At 62.1% G+C, this 14,583-nt stretch carries 15 protein-coding genes; 10 read left to right on the top strand and 5 right to left on the bottom strand.

Annotated features, from left to right (window positions below; translation table 11 throughout):
* Nucleotide 1 precedes the first annotated feature (1 nt).
* Nucleotides 2-463 (bottom strand): DUF4124 domain-containing protein, encoded by a 462-nt coding sequence (locus tag AC6H0N_RS00075; protein WP_497572011.1) that lies wholly within the window; start codon nt 461-463, stop codon nt 2-4.
* Nucleotides 464-562: 99 nt separating this feature from the next.
* On the opposite strand from AC6H0N_RS00075, the gene guaB reads away from it, so the two are divergent.
* A complete protein-coding gene (gene guaB / locus AC6H0N_RS00070) occupies nt 563-2,023 on the top strand; it encodes an IMP dehydrogenase (RefSeq protein WP_497572010.1) in 1,461 nt (486 codons plus the stop codon).
* 58 nt (nt 2,024-2,081) lie between these two features.
* Entirely contained in the window at nt 2,082-3,698 is a 1,617-nt protein-coding gene (gene guaA / locus AC6H0N_RS00065; RefSeq protein ID WP_497572009.1) for a glutamine-hydrolyzing GMP synthase, read from the top strand.
* 108 nt (nt 3,699-3,806) lie between these two features.
* On the opposite strand, the gene AC6H0N_RS00060 is transcribed toward guaA, so the two are convergent.
* Nucleotides 3,807-3,962 (bottom strand): DUF3096 domain-containing protein, encoded by a 156-nt coding sequence (locus AC6H0N_RS00060; protein WP_497572008.1) that lies wholly within the window; start codon nt 3,960-3,962, stop codon nt 3,807-3,809.
* A 190-nt stretch (nt 3,963-4,152) separates the two neighbouring features.
* Here AC6H0N_RS00060 and AC6H0N_RS00055 point away from each other — a divergent pair, with 190 nt between their 5' ends.
* Genes AC6H0N_RS00055 through AC6H0N_RS00045 form a run of 3 tightly spaced genes read left to right on the top strand, consistent with a single transcriptional unit; the run spans nt 4,153 to nt 6,623 of the window.
* Nucleotides 4,153-4,704: a sn-glycerol-3-phosphate transporter gene (locus AC6H0N_RS00055; RefSeq protein WP_497572007.1), complete on the top strand. Its 552-nt coding sequence runs from the start codon at nt 4,153-4,155 to the stop codon at nt 4,702-4,704.
* A gap of 40 nt (nt 4,705-4,744) precedes the next feature.
* Nucleotides 4,745-6,040: an MFS transporter gene (locus AC6H0N_RS00050; RefSeq protein WP_497572006.1), complete on the top strand. Its 1,296-nt coding sequence runs from the start codon at nt 4,745-4,747 to the stop codon at nt 6,038-6,040.
* Nucleotides 6,041-6,098: 58 nt separating this feature from the next.
* Nucleotides 6,099-6,623 carry a DUF1499 domain-containing protein gene (locus AC6H0N_RS00045; protein WP_497572005.1) on the top strand — a complete coding sequence of 175 codons (525 nt, stop codon included), beginning with the start codon at nt 6,099-6,101 and terminating at the stop codon, nt 6,621-6,623.
* Here AC6H0N_RS00045 and AC6H0N_RS00040 read toward each other — a convergent pair.
* The gene (locus AC6H0N_RS00040) at nt 6,620-7,069 is read right to left on the bottom strand and encodes a DUF4124 domain-containing protein (RefSeq protein WP_497572004.1); all 450 of its coding nucleotides are present in this window, start codon (nt 7,067-7,069) and stop codon (nt 6,620-6,622) included. The two genes, AC6H0N_RS00045 and AC6H0N_RS00040, sit on opposite strands and share 4 nt — an antisense overlap.
* A gap of 86 nt (nt 7,070-7,155) precedes the next feature.
* Here AC6H0N_RS00040 and AC6H0N_RS00035 point away from each other — a divergent pair, with 86 nt between their 5' ends.
* The 5 genes from AC6H0N_RS00035 (at nt 7,156) to AC6H0N_RS00015 (ending at nt 12,783) form a co-directional block, all read left to right on the top strand.
* Complete coding sequence (locus AC6H0N_RS00035) at nt 7,156-8,247, top strand: hypothetical protein (RefSeq protein ID WP_497572003.1); 1,092 nt, start codon at nt 7,156-7,158, stop codon at nt 8,245-8,247.
* A gap of 88 nt (nt 8,248-8,335) precedes the next feature.
* A complete protein-coding gene (locus AC6H0N_RS00030) occupies nt 8,336-9,256 on the top strand; it encodes an SPFH domain-containing protein (RefSeq protein ID WP_497572002.1) in 921 nt (306 codons plus the stop codon).
* Between the two features lie 3 nt (nt 9,257-9,259).
* Nucleotides 9,260-9,733, top strand: a complete 474-nt coding sequence (locus AC6H0N_RS00025; RefSeq protein WP_497572001.1) for an NfeD family protein — start codon at nt 9,260-9,262, stop codon at nt 9,731-9,733.
* 104 nt (nt 9,734-9,837) lie between these two features.
* Nucleotides 9,838-10,404, top strand: coding sequence for a dCTP deaminase (gene dcd / locus AC6H0N_RS00020; RefSeq protein WP_497572000.1), 567 nt, complete (start codon nt 9,838-9,840; stop codon nt 10,402-10,404).
* A gap of 132 nt (nt 10,405-10,536) precedes the next feature.
* Nucleotides 10,537-12,783 carry an Orn/Lys/Arg family decarboxylase gene (locus AC6H0N_RS00015; protein WP_497571999.1) on the top strand — a complete coding sequence of 749 codons (2,247 nt, stop codon included), beginning with the start codon at nt 10,537-10,539 and terminating at the stop codon, nt 12,781-12,783.
* A gap of 25 nt (nt 12,784-12,808) precedes the next feature.
* Here AC6H0N_RS00015 and AC6H0N_RS00010 read toward each other — a convergent pair whose 3' ends face one another.
* A complete protein-coding gene (locus tag AC6H0N_RS00010) occupies nt 12,809-13,303 on the bottom strand; it encodes a dihydrofolate reductase (protein ID WP_497571998.1) in 495 nt (164 codons plus the stop codon).
* On the bottom strand, nt 13,300-14,094 hold the full coding sequence (locus AC6H0N_RS00005; RefSeq protein ID WP_497571997.1) for a thymidylate synthase: 795 nt from the start codon (nt 14,092-14,094) through the stop codon (nt 13,300-13,302). Before AC6H0N_RS00005 ends, AC6H0N_RS00010 begins: the two co-directional genes overlap by 4 nt.
* Nucleotides 14,095-14,583: the final 489 nt, after the last annotated feature.

Genomic DNA, 14,583 nt, shown 5'->3' with positions numbered 1-14,583 from the left:
CTTACTTGTCGCAGTTGTCGCGCAATGTCCCGCGCGTGCGCTCGATAGTCTGCATGCGGGCGGCGTCGTCGAGAAATTCGCGTTCGCCCTTTTCATTGAAACGCGCCACCCGCTGACCGCTCTCAAGCGCCGCAAGGTAGTTGCGGGTTTCCTGACAGGCGCGCTCGCGGGCTTCTTCCTGCTCGCGCGTACGCTTGGCAATGGCGGCCTGCTCCGACTTGCTTGGCGCGTCTTCACTTGTAGGTGTTTCGGTGGTGGCGGTAGTGGCAGTGCTGGCCGATTCACGCACCGGCGCCCGGGCCCCGGAAGCGGGGTGCGAGCGCACGACCGTGGCATCGACGCCGGGAGGCGGCTGATCGCCATACACGAGGCGGCCGCTGTCGTCGCGCCACTGATAGACCTGGGCGTGCGCCGAGGTGACGAGCAGCGTACCGAACAATATGGCGAAGCAGAGTTTGCGCATCGGAAGTCTCCGTAGTCATCCCGCATCAGGACAGTCGTCCAGCTTACACGCGGGCTGGGCGGTCTGTATAATAGGGTTTTGGCCGAAAGGAAAAAAGCCATGCGCGTCATCCAGAAGGCGCTGACGTTCGATGACGTCCTTCTAGTTCCTGCCCATTCCGATGTTCTGCCGCGTGATGTAAGCCTCGCGACAAGACTGACTCGAAACATTCAGTTAAATATTCCACTGGTTTCGGCGGCAATGGACACCGTGACCGAGTCCCGCCTGGCGATTGCACTCGCTCAGGAAGGCGGCATCGGCATCATCCACAAGAACCTGTCCATCAAGGGGCAGGCGGCCGAGGTCGCTCGCGTAAAACGCCACGAAAGCGGCGTGCTGAAGGATCCGATCTGCATCCCGCCGACGATGAGCGTGCGCGATGTGGTGGCCCTGACGCGCCAGCACAAGTTCTCCGGGCTGCCAGTGATCGAGGGCAAGCGGGTGGTCGGCATCGTGACCAACCGCGATTTGCGCTTCGAGACCAATCTTGACCAGCCGGTGTCGCAGATCATGACGCCGGCCGACCGCATGGTTACCGTCAAGGAAGGGGCAAGCCTCGACGAGGCGCGCCACCTGATGCACAAGCACCGCCTCGAGCGCGTGCTGGTCATCAACGACGAATGGGAGCTGCGCGGCCTCATCACGGTCAAGGACATGATGAAGTCCACCGAGCACCCGTATGCCGCCAAGGATGAACTTGGTCGCCTGCGTGTCGGTGCTGCCATTGGCGTTGGGGCCGGAACCGAAGAGCGCGCAGAAGCGCTGGTCGAGGCCGGTGCCGATGTAATCGTCGTCGATACCGCCCACGGTCACGCCCAAGGCGTGCTGGATCGCGTGCGCTGGGTCAAAAAGACCTTCCCGCACGTCGAGGTCATCGGTGGCAACATCGCCACGGCTTCCGCCGCGCTGGCGCTGGTGGATTCCGGTGCCGACGGTGTCAAGGTCGGTATCGGTCCGGGCTCGATCTGTACTACGCGGATCATCGCCGGTGTGGGCGTGCCGCAGGTTACGGCCATCGACAACGTTTCTTCTGCGCTCGCCGGCACCGGTGTGCCGATGATCGCCGACGGCGGCATCCGCTTCTCCGGCGACATCGCCAAGGCGATTGCAGCCGGCGCCAATGCGGTGATGCTGGGCGGCTTGTTCGGCGGCACCGAAGAGGCGCCGGGCGAGACCGTGCTGTATCAGGGGCGTTCGTACAAGTCCTATCGCGGCATGGGTTCGCTGGGTGCGATGCAGCAGGGTGCGGCAGACCGTTACTTCCAGGACCCGGCCAGCAACGCCGACAAGCTCGTGCCGGAAGGCATCGAGGGGCGTGTGCCGTACAAGGGTTCAGTCTCGGCGGTGATCCATCAGCTCGCCGGTGGTCTGCGTGCATCGATGGGCTACGTTGGCTGCAAGGACATCGAGGAAATGCGCAACCGCGCCGAGTTCGTCGAGATCACTACGGCCGGCGTGCGCGAGTCGCATGTGCACGATGTGCAGATCACCAAGGAAGCGCCGAACTACCACATCGACTGATGCGCGTTGCGTGTCGTCCGGGCGGCTTCGGCCGCCCTTATTCTTTTCGAGTACCCGAATGGCCCACCAGAAAATCCTGATTCTCGATTTCGGCTCCCAGGTCACCCAGCTCATCGCGCGTCGTGTGCGCGAGGCCCACGTCTATTGCGAAGTGCATCCCTGCGATGTGACGAGCGAATGGCTGCGCGAGTTTGCGGCCGACGGCCAGCTCAAGGGCATCATCCTGTCAGGCAGCCATGCCAGCGTGTACGAGGTTGACGACCGCGCGCCGGACGCAGCGTTTGAGCTTGGCATTCCCGTGCTGGGCATCTGCTACGGCATGCAGACCATGGCGCAGCAGTTGGGCGGCCAGGTGGAGGGCAGCAATTCGCGCGAGTTCGGATATGCCGAGGTGCGCGCGCACGGACACACCGCGCTGCTGCAGGGCATCGAGGACTTCAGCACCAGCGAAGGCCACGGCATGCTCAAGGTGTGGATGAGCCATGGCGACAAGGTCACCACGCTGCCGCCGGGCTTCAAATTGATGGCCAGCACTCCGAGTTGCCCGATTGCCGGCATGGCCGACGAGGCGCGTGGCTACTACGGCGTGCAATTCCACCCCGAAGTGACCCACACCATTCAAGGGCGGGCGCTGATCAACCGCTTTGTGCTCGACATCTGTGCGGTCAAGGCCGACTGGATCATGGGCAATTACGTCGACGAGGCCGTGGCCCGCATTCGTGAACAGGTCGGGGACGAAGAAGTCATTCTCGGCCTGTCCGGCGGGGTGGATTCCTCGGTGGCGGCGGCGCTGATTCACCGCGCTATCGGCGACCAGCTGACCTGCGTGTTCGTCGACCACGGCCTGCTGCGCAAGGACGAGGGCAAGATGGTCATCGACATGTTTGCGGGCAAGCTGCACGCCAACATCGTCGCAGTCGACGCGTGCGACCAGTTTCTCGGCCACCTCGTTGGTGTCAGCGACCCCGAACAGAAGCGCAAGATCATCGGCCGCGAGTTCGTCGAAGTCTTCAAGGCCGAAGCCGCCAAGCTCAAGGCTGGCGGCAAGGGCCACAAGGGCGCCACCTTCCTCGCCCAAGGCACCATCTACCCGGACGTGATCGAGTCCGGCGGCGCCAAGAGCAAGAAAGCCGTGACCATCAAGAGCCATCACAACGTCGGCGGTCTGCCCGAGCAGCTTGGCTTGAAGCTGCTCGAGCCGCTGCGTGATCTGTTCAAGGACGAAGTCCGCGAACTCGGCGTGGCCCTTGGCCTGCCGCCCGAGATGGTGTATCGCCACCCGTTCCCCGGCCCGGGCCTGGGTGTGCGCATTCTCGGCGAGGTCAAGAAGGAATACGCCGACCTGCTGCGCGAGGCCGACGCCATTTTCATCGAAGAGTTGCGCAACTTCATCGACAAGCCCAGCGGCAAGAGCTGGTACGACCTCACCAGCCAGGCCTTCACGGTGTTCCTGCCGGTCAAGAGCGTCGGCGTGATGGGTGACGGCCGAACCTACGACTATGTGGTCGCGCTGCGCGCCGTTCAGACCAGCGACTTCATGACTGCCGACTGGGCCGAACTGCCCTATGCGCTGCTGAAGAAGGTGAGCGGCCGCATCATCAACGAAGTGCGCGGCATCAACCGTGTGACCTATGACGTGAGCAGCAAACCGCCTGCGACGATCGAGTGGGAGTGAGCCTGCGGCGAACGCGCCGTTGAAACCAAAAAAGCCCGCTGGCATGCCAGCGGGCTTTTTTGTGTCATCCGCGGATTCTGCATTGTTGCTCCGCGCTGAAACGCTGCTCTAGCGGACGTTAACGCTGCCGATGCCGAACAGGCCTACAACGCCGATCACGATGAGGTACAGCGCGACGATGTAATTCAGCAGGCGCGGCACGACCAAAATCAGAATGCCGGCGATAAGCGAAATCAGCGGTGCAAGACTGATGGTGAGGTTCATGGTGATCTCCGGAATGGTTGATGAAAACTGGGCGGAAGCCTTCAGGGGCCTTGATTCTGAGCAGGTGCGGCGTGGTGGTCAATTATGCGTGCTCGAACTTTAGGCGGCAGCGGGTTTCTACCCTCCCGTTGCTGCGGGTATCAAGCGCGATTTCGCCTGGTGCCCAAGCAGTGTGGACGGGAGGTTGGCCATGAAACGTATTATTTTGTTGCTGATGCTTGTGGGGGTGCCGGCTTCGGCAGTACTCGCCTCGGGGGTATTCGTGCCGGGCGACCGTCTGCTGTTGCAGACCTCGGTATGGACGAAGCATTTCAGCCCCGATCCGGACCATACCAACCGGCAGGATCTGATCAATCTGGAATGGCAGGCTCCGGCATCGACGCGCTTTGAATGGCAGAGAGGCAGTGCGGCGGTATCGCACGCGCCGTGGCTGAAGGATGTGAAGTGGCTGGCCGGGGCCGCAACTTTCCGCAACTCCTTCGGGCAACGCAGCATCTATATGTACGGTGGTGGGCGCTATGACTTGCACCAGGCAGGCAATACGCGCGTCTACGCCAAGGTGACGGCAGGCCTGCTGCATGGCTATCGGGGCGAGTATCGTGACAAGATTCCATTCAACCGCTTTGGTGTGGCGCCAGCGATTCTGCCTGCAGTGGGCGTCGAGTATCGGCGCATGAATGTAGAGATGGTCCCGTTCGGCACGGCGGGCGTGATGTTCAACGTGGGCTTCTATTTGAATTGAGATGAGTGTTCCAGAAGTGCGGCCACGCCATCCAGACTGGATGGCGTCAGTTTACGAGCGTCTTGCCGAAGATGACGAAGGCCGCGTTTGCAAGGCCATCAGCGATGAGGCCTGTCGCGAGTCGCCGGGCAATTTCGTGCGCACACTGGTTGCCAATGCCTTATCGAACGTATCCGACCGTATTGCCAGTGCCAAGACCACCTTGCCGTGGATTCTCGGGGTGCTGGGTGCGCCCGCCTGGTGTCTGAGTCTGCTGGTGCCCATCCGCGAAGCGGGCTCGATGCTGCCGCAGATGTTTATCGGCGCAGCCGTACGCTCGCTGGCGCTGCGCAAATGGGTGTGGGCCGGCGGCGGCGCTTTGCAGGCTGCTTGCCTGGCGGCGATGGCCGTGGCGGCATTGACCCTGCAAGGCCTTGATGCAGGCTTGGTCATCCTGCTTCTGCTGACAGTGTTCAGCCTCGCCCGCGGCGCCTGTTCGGTGGCCTACAAGGACGTGCTTGGCAAGACCATTCCCAAGACCCGGCGGGGGCGGCTGTCCGGCTGGATCAGTTCCTTCGCGGGCTTTGCGACGATGACCACGGGAGGCGTGCTCGCGCTGCTGCCCGACTCGGCTGGTCTCAACCTGTATGCCGGGCTGCTGCTGGTTGCGGCGGGCTTGTGGCTGGCGGCAGCGGGCGTGTATTCACGTATCGTCGAGTATCCGGGCGCGACCGAGGGCGGCGCCAATGGCTTCACCGAAGCTTGGGCCAGGCTCGCGCTGCTGCGCGATGATGCGCCGTTCCGCCGTTTCGTGATCGCCCGTGCGCTGGCGATGGGATCCGGTCTGGCTGCGCCGTTCTACATTGCGCTGGCGCGTGACGAGTTGGGGAGTGCTGCGCTTTTGCTGGGCATTTTCATCGCAGTGGAAGGGCTGGCCGCGCTGGTCAGTTCGCCACTGTGGGGGAGTTGGGCCGATCGTTCGAGCCGTCGCGTGTTTGCGGTTGCCTGTGCGCTTGCGGGCGCGTTGTCGATTGTGGTTGCGCTTTGGTCGTGGGCTGACCTGCCGGAGGCGGCCGCGCTGTGGTTCTATCCACTGGCCTTCTTCGGTCTCGGCGTAGCGCATGCTGGCGTGCGTCTTGGGCGCAAGACCTATCTGGTGGACATGGCCGAAGGCAATCGACGCACCGAATATGTGGCGGTCAGCAATACAGTCATCGGCTTTGTGCTGCTATTGACCGGGCTGTTAGGGGCGCTCGCGGCAGCGATTTCGGTGGAGGCTGCGATTGTATTGCTCGGGCTGGCCGGGCTGGCTGGGGCTATCGTGAGCCTGAGCTGGAAGGAAGTGTCGGTCAGCTGATCGAGATAGGTCGGCGTGAATGCCGGGAGAGAACGCATTGGCTTCGGAGGGCGGAACGATGAATGTCTGGTTGCTCACGGCTGGCGTCCTGCTGCTGCCCGTGTTGGGTCTTGCCGCGTTCTGGCTGCATGCCGGCCTGACGCACCCGGTCATCAACGACGTGGTGACCGATCCGTCACGGCCACTGGTGTTTCGCGGCATGCCGGCTGCCGCAGCCTACCCGGGGGAGGCGTTTGCAAGCCGACAACGCGAGTCCTATCCGGACGTGCGACCGCTGCTGCTTGGGACGACGCCGCAGCGTGCATACGAAGCGCTGATCAGCCTGGTGCGCGAGCGTGGCTGGACCGTGGTGGTCGAGGATTCCGAAGACTTGCGCATCGAGGCAACGACCCGCAGCCTGATCTTCCGCTTTACCGATGAGATTGCCGTGGAAGTAAGTGCCGTGGAGCAGGGCGCGCGCGTCGATATGCGCTCGCGTTCGCGCGTCGGGCAAAGCGATCTCGGCGTTAACGCAAAGCGGATCCGGGCCTTGTTGGCGGATCTCGAGGCGCGGCTGCGCCCACAATCAGTGGTGGCGCGCTAGCGGACGATGATCGTGGTGGTGCCGTCGGGTTCGCGCAGGCGGCAGGCGGCGTAGGCGGCCAGGCGGCGCTGTTCGGTGTCGTAGCTGCGCCGGTTCGAACTGATCTCGTAGGAGCGCATGGCCTGCTTGCATGCGAACGAGTCGGATTTGTCGGCGCGAAGATCGGATTCCGTGCGGCCCGTGTCGCGCTGAACGGCGAGCTTGTCGAGTTCGCTGCTCAGGCGGCGGACTTCTGCGCGCAGTGAGTCGATCTCGCGTTGCAGCGCAGCTTCGCGGGCGGTGACCGAACTGGTGGCGTTGGGCCCGAGGTCGATCCGTACGGATTCGTCGGAGCACGGCACCTGGGAATACACCGTGCGCTCGTTCACTTCGCAGCGATACACCTGAGCAGAGGCGATTGTCGGGATCAAGAGCGCACATAGCGCGACGAAGTGGATGCGTTTCATGCGAACCTCCATACGACGAATGATAGTTCAGCCCGCAAGGCGGCTGGCGCAGTCGTCAGATCGGTCAGGAAAGGCGGGAGGGCCCGATGAGGAGACTGATTTTTGCGGTTTTGGTTGCGGTGCTGGTGGGCCTGGCGTTGTCGCGGATGTGGCCCTCCGAGCCGATCGAGCAGCGCTTGCTCGCGGTGCAGATCGAGGCGACGATGCCGCAGCACGCCGCCAGCCTGCAGCGCGAAAATATCGAGGTGCAGGCGGTAATCCTGGAATTGGCGCTAATGGATGAGGTGCTGGTGACCAAGGCACAGTTGGCGCTGCTGCGTCATGGCGATATGACGCGCGAGGTGCTGATGACGTATGGCGCCGATGCAGAGTTCCATGAGGTATTGCGTGAGCACGGCGAGTCGGTGGTGCCGCCGATCCACTATTTCATGCACAACGAACTGTTTTCGCTCTCCCTGTACAAGCGCGTCGGGGACGCCGCAACAGCGTTGCGCGAGCGTTGGAGCGGGGAGACCGTGCAGGATGCGGATGAGCTGCCGTCGTCGGTCGAGCGCGGGCGCTATGCGATTCGCTTCATTGCCGAAGAGGGGCATGACTTTCTCGGTCAGTTCGTGATCGCGGATGATGGCCAGGTGGCGCGTGTGCAGACCGAACGCCTGACCGAAGGCGTGACGGATTTCTTCACTGGCGGTATCCGCGGCCTCGAAACGCGGGTGCGGCGCGGAGAAGAAGTGCGTATGAGCGATGCGGGCTGGGCCGCGGTGGATGTGGCGATTGGCGTCAGCGCGTTGAAGCTGCTGCGCATGGGGCGCGGCGCCGCCGCGGCGCGCACCACTACGGTGGCCCGGCCGGCCACTACCGCGCTCGGCAGCAACTTGCTGCGTGGTAGCCGCGTTGGCGCGCAACTGGCGCGCGTTGGCGGGCCGGTTGCGCTGGCTTACATCGTCATCCGCCATCCATCCTTGCTGCACTCTGGCTTTGCGCGTGCAGCCGAGGTGCTGGGTTATCCGGTGTGGTTGGTTCAGTCGGTGGGATGGGCACTGGTGCTGGTGCCTTTGATATTGCTGCTGCAGTTTTTGCTACGGCCGTTGGCCTTGCTGCTGGGCGGTTGTGTGGCCAGTTTGCGCTGGTGTGACAGATATCTTCGCGGGCGGAAAGCGCGCGCCGCGACGTTCTGATTACCGGGCTCGATTTGCGCGTTTGCGGGGTATGCATTCGGCGTATGATCGCCCGATCTGATTTCGAGCTTTGAGAGGAGTAGTGGCTATGGATGCAGTACTGATTTTCGCGGGTATCGTCGTTGTCGTCGCGGTTGTACTGATCTTTGCTGGCATCAAGACCGTTCCGCAGGGCGAGCGCTGGACGGTGGAGCGCTTCGGCCGTTACACCACCACGCTGGACTCTGGCCTGCGCTTCATCGTGCCCTTTGTGGACCAGATCGGTCGCCGTCTGACAGTCATGGAGCAAGTCCTGGACGTCCCGGCGCAGACCGTGATCACCAAGGACAACGCTGCGGTCGTGGCTGATGGTGTGGTGTTCTTCCGCATCGATGACGCCGCACGGGCAGCCTATCAGGTGCGCCATCTCGAAGAGGCCGTCGTCAATCTGACAACGACCAATCTTCGTTCGGTGATCGGTTCGATGGATCTGGATGAAACGCTGTCGAACCGGCAGCGGATCAACGAATCGCTGATGGCCATCGTGGATGAGGCGACCAACCCGTGGGGCGTGAAGATCATCCGCATCGAGATCCGCGATCTGAAGATGCCGCCGCAACTGCAGGATGCGATGAACCTGCAGATGACCGCCGAACGCAAGCGCCGCGCCCAGGTGACCGAGGCCACCGGTGCGCGGGAAGCCGAGATTCTGCGGGCCGAGGGCGAAAAGCAGGCAGCAGTACTGCGCGCCGAGGGTGAGCGCCAGGCTGCGTTCCTGAATGCCGAAGCGCGTGAGCGCGAGGCGGAGGCCGAAGGCAAGGCTACGCGCATGGTGTCGGAGGCCATTTCGGCAGGTGACATCCAAGCCATCCAGTACTTCCTGGGCCTCAAGTATGTCGAGGCGCTGCAGGAGATCGGCAGATCCGACAACAGCAAGCTGGTGCTGATGCCGCTGGAGGCCAGTGGCATCACAGGCGCAGTCGCCGGCATCTCGGAGTTGGTGCGCGCTACGCAGCCGAAGGTGGGCTAAGACATGAGCGGGATTGAAGATCTCTTCGTGTCGCCGTGGTACTGGCTGATCGGGGGCTTGATCATTGCCGGTCTGGAAATGGTGGCGGCCGGGGTGTTCCTGCTGTGGATCGGCCTCGGTGCGATGTTGGTCGGCTTGGTTCTGTTGCTTGCTCCGGGCATGTCGCTTACTGCGCAGTTGCTGCTGTTTGCGATCGCGATGCTCGCATCGATCGGACTCGGTTTTGTCATCCAGCGTCGTGGTGGTGAAAGCAGCGACGCACAGGGCATGAATCGCGAGCTGCAGGGGCTGGTTGGGCGGCGTTGCGAGGCGGCGAGTGACTTCGATACCGGACGCGGACGCATTCGTGTGGGCGACACTACTTATGCGGCATTGGGCGACGCCGGAATACGCGCCGGAGAGCTCGTCCAGATCGTCTCCGCTGAGTCGGCCGCGATCACGGTCGCCCGCGCACAAGCGGGCTCGCCGCAGTCTTAAGTCTGGCGAAGCAGGGCGTGCCTTTCCCTGAGGGATGGCATGCCCTACACTACGCGCATTTTCGCCGGTGGCCCTGCCGGCTGGCCGCACAGGAACAGCATTTCATGTCCATCAAGTCCGACAAGTGGATCCGCCGCATGGCGGAGCAGCAAGGCATGATCGAACCGTTCGCGCCGCAATTGGTGCGCGAGAATGAGTCCGGCAAGATCGTGTCCTACGGCACCTCGAGCTACGGCTACGACGTGCGCTGTGCGAACGAATTCAAGATCTTCACGAACATCAATTCGACCATCGTCGATCCGAAACATTTTGATTCGCGCAATTTCGTCGATTTCACTGGCGACGTGTGCATCATTCCCCCTAACTCCTTTGCGTTGGCGCGCACGGTCGAGTACTTCCGCATTCCGCGCAGCGTACTGACGGTGTGCCTGGGCAAAAGCACCTATGCGCGCTGCGGCATCATCGTGAACGTGACGCCGCTGGAGCCGGAGTGGGAGGGCCATGTGACGCTGGAGTTTTCGAACACGACGCCGCTGCCGGCGCGCATTTACGCCAACGAGGGCGTGGCGCAGATGCTGTTCTTCGAGTCCGACGAGATTTGCGAGACTTCGTATGGCGATCGTGGTGGCAAGTATCAGGGCCAACGCGGCGTAACACTGCCGAAAATCTGACGTTTGCGGCTACATGCCATAACGTTGAACCGGGGCCGGGCACGGCCCCTTGTGCTTTATTGGTAACGATGCGGCAATGCGCCGCGCGCAACATGGCTGTCGGCAGAGCCGACCAGGCCGGGAGAAGTTAGGATGCGCTTTCACTTTCCGATCATCATCATCGATGAGGACTTCCGTTCCGAGAACACCTCGGGCCTCGGTATCCGTGCGCTGGCCAAGGCCATCGAGGACGAGGGAATCGAGGTGCTTGGCGTCACCAGCTACGGTGATCTGACCTCGTTCGCGCAGCAGCAGAGCCGCGGTTCGGCGTTCATTCTGTCGATTGATGATGAAGAGTTTTCTTCGCCTGAGGCGGCGGACGTGGCGATCGAGGGCTTGCGCGCCTTCGTGCAGGAAATCCGCCACCGCAACGCCGATATCCCGATCTTCATCTACGGTGAGACGCGCACCACGCGCCACGTGCCGAACGACGTGCTGCGCGAGATGCACGGCTTCATTCACATGTTTGAGGACACACCGGAGTTCGTGGCGCGCTACATCGTGCGTGAGGCCAAGAACTATCTCGAGACATTGGCGCCGCCGTTCTTCCGCGCGCTGGTTCACTACGCTGCCGACAGTTCGTATTCGTGGCATTGTCCGGGGCACTCGGGTGGCGTGGCCTTCCTGAAAAGCCCCGTCGGGCAGATGTTTCACCAGTTCTTCGGCGAGAACATGCTGCGTGCCGACGTGTGCAACGCGGTGGAAGAGCTTGGTCAGCTGCTCGACCACACCGGTCCGGTGGCCGCGAGTGAGCGCAACGCTGCGCGCATTTTCAACTGCGACCACCTGTATTTCGTCACCAACGGTACGTCGACCTCGAACAAGATGGTGTGGCACACCACGGTGGCGCCGGGTGACATCGTGGTGGTCGATCGCAACTGCCACAAGTCCATCCTGCACTCGATCATCATGACCGGTGCGGTGCCTGTGTTCCTGACGCCGACGCGCAACCACTACGGCATTATCGGCCCGATTCCGCTGGCAGAGTTTTCGATGGAGAACATCCAGAAGAAGATCGACGCCAACCCGTTTGCACGTGAGGCGCGCGACCGCAAGCCGCGCATCCTGACCATCACGCAGTCAACCTACGACGGCGTGGTGTACAACGTCGAGACCATCAAGGAAATGCTCGACGGGCAGATCGACACGCTGCATTTCGACGAAGCCTGGCTGCCGCACGCCGCCTTCCACGACTTCTATGGCGATTACCACGCCATCGGCGCGGACCGCCCGCGCTGCAAGTCGTCGATGATCTTTTCAACGCAATCCACGCACAAGCTGCTGGCCGGCCTGTCGCAAGCCTCGCAGATCCTCGTGCAGGACTCGGAGACGCGCAAGCTCGACCGCGACATCTTCAACGAGGCCTATCTGATGCACACCTCGACCTCGCCGCAGTACGCGATCATCGCCTCGTGCGACGTCGCGGCCGCAATGATGGAGCCGCCGGGCGGGCCGTCGCTGGTTGAGGAATCACTCAACGAGGCAGTCGAGTTCCGTCGCGCCATGCGCAAGGTCGATGCCGAGTTTGGCGACGCCGACTGGTGGTTCAAGGTGTGGGGGCCGGAGTTCCTCGCCGAGGAGGGCATGGGCACGCGCGAAGACTGGACGCTGAAGGCCAACGAGCGCTGGCACGGCTTCGGCAATCTGGCCGAAGGCTTCAACATGCTCGACCCGATCAAGGCTACGGTCATCACACCGGGGCTGGATGTGGATGGCGACTTTGCCGAGTCGGGCATTCCGGCCGGCATCCTCACGCGCTATCTGGCCGAGCACGGGATCATTGTCGAGAAGACCGGTCTGTACTCTTTCTTCATCATGTTCACCATCGGCATCACCAAGGGTCGTTGGAACACCATGGTGACCGAGCTGCAGCAGTTCAAGGACGACTACGACGGCAATCAACCGCTGTGGCGCGTGATGCCCGAGTTCATTGCCAAGTATCCGCGCTACGAAAAAGTCGGTCTGAAGGATCTGTGTGCGCAGATTCACAGCTTCTACACCGCGCACGACATTGCCCGTCTGACGACCGAGATGTACCTCTCGGACATGGTGCCGGCCATGAAACCGGCTGACGCCTTTGCCAAGATGGCGCACCGCGAGATCGAACGCGTGCCCATCGACGAGCTCGAAGGCCGTGTGACGGCGATGCTGGTGACTCCGTACCCGCCGGGCATCCCGCTGCTGATCCCGGGCGAGCGCTTCAACCCGACGATCGTGCGTTACCTGCAGTTCGCGCGCGATTTCAACGCCAAGTTCCCGGGCTTCGAGACGGATATCCACGGGTTGGTGCGTGACGAACGTGACGGTGTGACTTCCTATCACGTCGATTGCGTGAAGTGAGATCTCGTTTACAAGCAAGACTGATTCAGCGCCGTCGGTACTCCACAAAAGCGTAGTCGTGTTCGTTGTCCGCATCGGCGTGGTGCGCCTCACGCGATACCTCGACGAACGCAGAGCGGTCGAAATCAGGGAAGTAGGCGTCGCCCTCTACGTCAGCGTCCACCTCCGTCAGCACCAGGCGATCCACTTCATCCAGCAAGGTTCGATACAGCTCGGCCCCGCCGATGACGTGCACCGCGTCGGTATCGGCTGCAGCGATGGCAGCACGCGGATCGGCAAAAACCTCGGCGCCTTCGGCGACGTAGTGCGCGTTGCGGGTGACCACAAGATTGCGTCGACTCGGCAGCGGCCGTCCCAGTGATTCCCAAGTCTTGCGGCCCATCACGATCGGGTGGCCGAGCGTCGTGCGCTTGAAATGGGCAAGGTCGGCCTTCAGTCGCCAGGGAAGGGCGTTGTCTCGGCCAATCACCCCGTTTCGGGCAACGGCAACGACAAAAACGATTTCGGTCTTCTTGCTCATACGGCGACGGGAGCCTTGATGTGGGGGTGTGGGTCGTAGCCTTCCAGCGTGAAGTCCTCGAAGCGGAATGCGAACAGGTCATTTACCTCAGGGTTGATCTTCAGCGTGGGCAGCGCGCGCGTCTCGCGTGAAAGCTGTTCCCGCGCCTGATCTAGGTGGTTGCTGTACAGGTGGCAGTCGCCGCCGGTCCACACGAAATCGCCGGCACGATAGCCGCACACCTGCGCCACCATCGCCAGTAGCAGCGCGTAAGAGGCAATGTTGAAGGGCACACCCAGAAAGATGTCTGCGCTGCGCTGATACAACTGGCATGACAGCCGGCCGTTGGCTACGTAGAACTGGAACAGCGCGTGGCAGGGTGGCAGCGCCATGCCGTCGATCTCGCCGGGGTTCCAGGCCGAGACGATGTGGCGGCGCGAGTCCGGATTGTTCTTGAGGCCGTCGATGAGGCGCGTGATCTGGTCTACGGCGCGCCCGTCGGGCGTTTCCCAGCGTCGCCACTGCTTGCCATACACCGGGCCGAGATCGCCGTCGGCATCGGCCCACTCGTCCCAGATCGAAACGCCGTTTTCCTTCAGGTAGCGGATGTTGGTGTCGCCCTGCAGAAACCACAGCAGTTCATGAATGATCGAGCGTGTGTGCAGTTTCTTGGTGGTCAGCAGCGGAAAACCTTCCTCCAGGTTGAAACGCATCTGCCAGCCGAACACCGACAGTGTGCCGGTGCCGGTGCGGTCGGACTTCTCGTCGCCGTGCTCGAGCACGTGACGCATCAGGTCGAGGTACTGTTTCATCGCTTTCGCAGGTGATCTGTTGAGGCTGGCATTCTATCGTGCCGGTGCCTGGAGACGGGATTCAGTGTCTAAGTCCCTGACGGATCAAGGGAGGTTCGGCGTGGCTGGAGACGCGCCTAGAAAAAGTCGTCATCAAGCCATTGACACCTTCAGTTTGGTCTATATACTGCGCCCCTCTTCGCCGCTACAAGTGTTGTGTTTAGCGGAGTTGAGGGGTTTGAGGGGTTCTTCGGCGGGTTGTAGAAATTGTGCTGAGGGGCTTGACGAGGTGAGGTGGTTTGTACATAATCTCGCTTCTTCGCTGCCGGGTGGCAGCGGTTCTTTAAAAATTTGGACAATCGATAAGTGTGGGTGCTTGGTTGATTGTGGATCCACGGGGCCTTCGGGCTCCGAGAATCACAAAGATTGAGTGCTCATATGTCAGTTTTGACTTTGAGTGCTGTGGATTGAACTTAAGAGTTTGATCCTGGCTCAGATTGAACGCTGGCG

This window comes from Pseudazoarcus sp. NS34 (assembly GCF_059703725.1).
This window is presented reverse-complemented; position numbering and strand designations above follow the sequence as displayed.

Excerpts from the sequence above, each read along its gene's own strand:
- guaA (WP_497572009.1), top strand. The coding sequence starts at position 2,082 with ATGGCCCACCAGAAAATCCTGATTCTCGATTTCGGCTCCCAGGTCACC.
- AC6H0N_RS00015 (WP_497571999.1), top strand. The coding sequence starts at position 10,537 with ATGCGCTTTCACTTTCCGATCATCATCATCGATGAGGACTTCCGTTCC.
- AC6H0N_RS00040 (WP_497572004.1), bottom strand. The coding sequence starts at position 7,069 with ATGAAACGCATCCACTTCGTCGCGCTATGTGCGCTCTTGATCCCGACA.
- AC6H0N_RS00025 (WP_497572001.1), top strand. The coding sequence starts at position 9,260 with ATGAGCGGGATTGAAGATCTCTTCGTGTCGCCGTGGTACTGGCTGATC.
- AC6H0N_RS00075 (WP_497572011.1), bottom strand. The coding sequence starts at position 463 with ATGCGCAAACTCTGCTTCGCCATATTGTTCGGTACGCTGCTCGTCACC.
- AC6H0N_RS00005 (WP_497571997.1), bottom strand. The coding sequence starts at position 14,094 with ATGAAACAGTACCTCGACCTGATGCGTCACGTGCTCGAGCACGGCGAC.
- AC6H0N_RS00045 (WP_497572005.1), top strand. The coding sequence starts at position 6,099 with ATGAATGTCTGGTTGCTCACGGCTGGCGTCCTGCTGCTGCCCGTGTTG.
- AC6H0N_RS00055 (WP_497572007.1), top strand. The coding sequence starts at position 4,153 with ATGAAACGTATTATTTTGTTGCTGATGCTTGTGGGGGTGCCGGCTTCG.
- dcd (WP_497572000.1), top strand. The coding sequence starts at position 9,838 with ATGTCCATCAAGTCCGACAAGTGGATCCGCCGCATGGCGGAGCAGCAA.
- AC6H0N_RS00060 (WP_497572008.1), bottom strand. The coding sequence starts at position 3,962 with ATGAACCTCACCATCAGTCTTGCACCGCTGATTTCGCTTATCGCCGGC.
- AC6H0N_RS00030 (WP_497572002.1), top strand. The coding sequence starts at position 8,336 with ATGGATGCAGTACTGATTTTCGCGGGTATCGTCGTTGTCGTCGCGGTT.
- AC6H0N_RS00050 (WP_497572006.1), top strand. The coding sequence starts at position 4,745 with ATGGCGTCAGTTTACGAGCGTCTTGCCGAAGATGACGAAGGCCGCGTT.
- AC6H0N_RS00010 (WP_497571998.1), bottom strand. The coding sequence starts at position 13,303 with ATGAGCAAGAAGACCGAAATCGTTTTTGTCGTTGCCGTTGCCCGAAAC.
- AC6H0N_RS00035 (WP_497572003.1), top strand. The coding sequence starts at position 7,156 with ATGAGGAGACTGATTTTTGCGGTTTTGGTTGCGGTGCTGGTGGGCCTG.
- guaB (WP_497572010.1), top strand. The coding sequence starts at position 563 with ATGCGCGTCATCCAGAAGGCGCTGACGTTCGATGACGTCCTTCTAGTT.